General features: G+C 58.2%; 4 protein-coding genes. All 4 read left to right on the top strand.

Translation table 11 applies throughout. The features are described 5' to 3' along the window. Positions 1 to 262: 262 nt before the first annotated feature. The 4 genes from ACQUQO_RS18080 (at position 263) to ACQUQO_RS18065 (ending at position 2,771) form a co-directional block, all read left to right on the top strand. A complete protein-coding gene (locus ACQUQO_RS18080) occupies positions 263 to 1,462 on the top strand; it encodes a sulfite oxidase (protein WP_435080026.1) in 1,200 nt (399 codons plus the stop codon). Next, complete coding sequence (locus tag ACQUQO_RS18075) at positions 1,459 to 1,968, top strand: DUF2243 domain-containing protein (protein ID WP_435080024.1); 510 nt, start codon at positions 1,459 to 1,461, stop codon at positions 1,966 to 1,968. The genes ACQUQO_RS18080 and ACQUQO_RS18075 overlap by 4 nt, the downstream gene beginning before the upstream one ends. Positions 1,969 to 1,976: 8 nt before the next feature. Then, positions 1,977 to 2,156, top strand: a complete 180-nt coding sequence (locus ACQUQO_RS18070; protein ID WP_435080022.1) for a hypothetical protein — start codon at positions 1,977 to 1,979, stop codon at positions 2,154 to 2,156. Between the two features lie 117 nt (positions 2,157 to 2,273). After that, positions 2,274 to 2,771 carry a ferritin-like domain-containing protein gene (locus tag ACQUQO_RS18065; protein WP_435080020.1) on the top strand — a complete coding sequence of 166 codons (498 nt, stop codon included), beginning with the start codon at positions 2,274 to 2,276 and terminating at the stop codon, positions 2,769 to 2,771. Positions 2,772 to 2,833: the final 62 nt, after the last annotated feature.

The raw sequence follows: 2,833 nt of genomic DNA, 5'->3' as shown, positions 1-2,833 counted from the left end.
CTGATGTGTATCGTCTACAACATCAAACGAGCAGTGAAACAGTGAATTCCATCGCCTTATGGCGATTCAACAGAGCCGAATGCTCATCACGCCGCGGCGGGCGAGCATTGTCGTCGGCTTCTCAGGTCCTCTCACACCGATGTCTCAGTGGATGTCTCTGTCACCGAACAGCATTGTGACTGTCATACGCAAGCAAAACACGCGAATAGCCGACTGTTGAACTGGTCTCATGAACCCTAACGATCCCGATCCGAAAGCACGTATGGCTCTCACCCAGCGGTATCCGGGCTTGGATGTGCTTGTTTCTGATCCAGCAAACGCACAGACCGCCTCACGGGCGAACCTCGCAAGCCACCTTACCCCACGCGACGAGCACTACATCCGTACCCATCACTGCACGCCCGAGATCGACGCCGACGACTGGACCGTCTCGTTGACAGGGATGGTCGAACGCGAGACTGACATCTCGATGAGCGAACTCAGATGCGACTTTCCTACCGAGTCGGTTGTCCACATAATGGAGTGTTCCGGCAACAGTCGGCGCTATTTCGACCCGGACGCCGAGGGCGATCAGTGGGGCGATGGGGCCATCGGCAACGCTGTCTGGACCGGTACGCCCGTTTGTGCGATTCTCGATGAGTATGGCGGAGCAACCGACAATGGCCTCTGGCTTTCGGCGATGGGTGGCGAAGCACCTCCCGATAAGGACGTGTTCTGTCGGTCGATACCGATGTCGAAAGTAAGGGAAGACTGTCTGCTGGCCTACGAGATGAATGGCTCGCCGTTGAGCGCCGAACACGGCTTTCCGGTTCGGTTGATCGTCCCCGGCTGGTTCGGCAACAACAGCGTCAAATGGGTCGAAGAAATCCGTGTGATGGAGCAGATGGTTCACGGCGATGAGTGGACCGACCGTGACGGCCGTGATTATACGGAATACCAGCAGTCCTCGTATCGTATCACTCCCGCCCAAGACGACGGACCGACACGCCATGCGTCGGTGGACGTTTTCAGTACCTACGATCAGATGGAGGATGAGAGGTTCCCGAACGCCTACCTCTTCGACCAACTGGTAAAGTCACTCATCATCGCGCCCGCAGATAACGCCACGATTTCAGCTTCAAGGGTGGAAATCGCCGGCATTGCGTGGGCAGGTGAGGAGGACGTTGAGCGTATCGAGATCTCGACTGACGGCGGCGAGTCATGGCGCGACGCCGAGTTCGTCGGTCCCGACTTTGGACCCTACGCACCCACGAAATTCCGATACGTCTGGGAGCCAGATCCCGGCGAGTACACTCTCTGCTCGCGCGCGACCGACGAAGGAGAACGAACCCAGCCGGCGACTGTTTCCGACCCCGAACAGGAACTTCGCGGCATCGAAAACGACCAGTATCCATGGAACAAGAAAGGATACGGCAACAACGCCTATCTCTCGCATGCGATAACTGTCGAGGTGGCTGAATGAGTGACTTCGCGGCTGATCGGTCGCGAACGCTAGCCGATGGTGTCTCTCGTCGGGCACTCGTGGGTGCCGGTGTGTTCGGGTTCGGCTTCAGCGGCCTGATCGACGTGCTCCTTATCCATCTCATCCTCCAGTGGCATCACCTGCTGTCGGGCATCTATCCGATGAACACCCTTGCCGGACTCCGAACCAACATTTTCGCCGACGGCTGGTTCTCAGTTGGGATGATCGTTATCGCGGGAATCGGAGCAGGGGTCGTTTGGCGGGCCGAGCGCCGTACTCGGGAGCCGCTGACCTTCCGCCCAATAGCGGGGTCGGCAGTGATGGGACTCGGCGTCTTCGACCTCTACGATGCAATTGTCGACCATGCCCTCCTCGGTCTCCACCAGCCGCTGTCGATGGGCGGGAAGTACAACCTCCATTGGGCGGTCGTCAGCCTCCTTATCATCGGTGTAGGAGGGTACATCTACCGTACGGCAACTGGAAACGATGATGCCGCCGAAACCTGATACACACGATGTGCGACCTCCTCTCGGCAAGTATCGAGCTCTCGCTGGTTGTGGCTCATGCAGGGACTCGACCGACGCCCGTCCCCCACTGGATAGTCCTGATCATCGGCGTTATCGGTCTCTGGGTCATCATCGGAGGTGGCCTCGTCGTACTGGAGTGGCTCCTCGCGCGACGTTCGGGACGGTAACTCGTTCTTGTGACGAAAGGCCGTACGCTCGTCGGTTATCTTGACGACTATGTCTGCGGAAGCCGTCACTCGCAGGCCGCCGGCTTATCGAACTCCCGAGTCTCGATAGGAACTGCAATGTGCGCCAATGACCTCAACGAGCTGTTCGAAGACAGCCTGAAATACGTCTACTACGCTGAACAGCAGTTCCTCGACGCGACCGAGGAGCTGGCCGAAACCACCACCGACGACCAGATCGCCGAGGCGTTTGCCGAACACCACGAGGAGACACAGACCCAGATCGAGCGCCTCGAAGAGGTCTTCAGCGAAATCGATGTCGCGCCGGAAGGAGAAACCGACGAAGCCGTCGATGGCATGGTTGAAAACCACGAGCACTTCGTGAGCCAAGACCCCGACAGCCACGTTCTCGACCGATACAACATCACCGCGGGACAGATGTCCGAACATTACGAGATCGCCGCCTACGGCAACCTGATTCCGCTAGCCGACCAGCTCGGCATCGATGTCGCCGACACCCTCGAAGCGAACCTCCGCGAGGAACAGGACGCACTTGATAAACTCTCAGAGATCGGCGAGGAATTCGACTACGGCCAGATCGAATATACTGACGGCTGAATATTCTTAAGGAACGAACCCGTTGGACCGGTATGACCGCTGGCGAAAACGTATCTCCCGAA

It is taken from the genome of Halococcus sp. AFM35 (assembly GCF_051195015.1).
Classification (GTDB): Archaea; Halobacteriota; Halobacteria; order Halobacteriales; family Halococcaceae; genus Halococcus.
This window is presented reverse-complemented; position numbering and strand designations above follow the sequence as displayed.

Coding starts and splice junctions, on each gene's coding strand:
- ACQUQO_RS18065 (WP_435080020.1), top strand. CDS start 2,274: ATGTGCGCCAATGACCTCAACGAGCTGTTCGAAGACAGCCTGAAATAC.
- ACQUQO_RS18070 (WP_435080022.1), top strand. CDS start 1,977: ATGTGCGACCTCCTCTCGGCAAGTATCGAGCTCTCGCTGGTTGTGGCT.
- ACQUQO_RS18080 (WP_435080026.1), top strand. CDS start 263: ATGGCTCTCACCCAGCGGTATCCGGGCTTGGATGTGCTTGTTTCTGAT.
- ACQUQO_RS18075 (WP_435080024.1), top strand. CDS start 1,459: ATGAGTGACTTCGCGGCTGATCGGTCGCGAACGCTAGCCGATGGTGTC.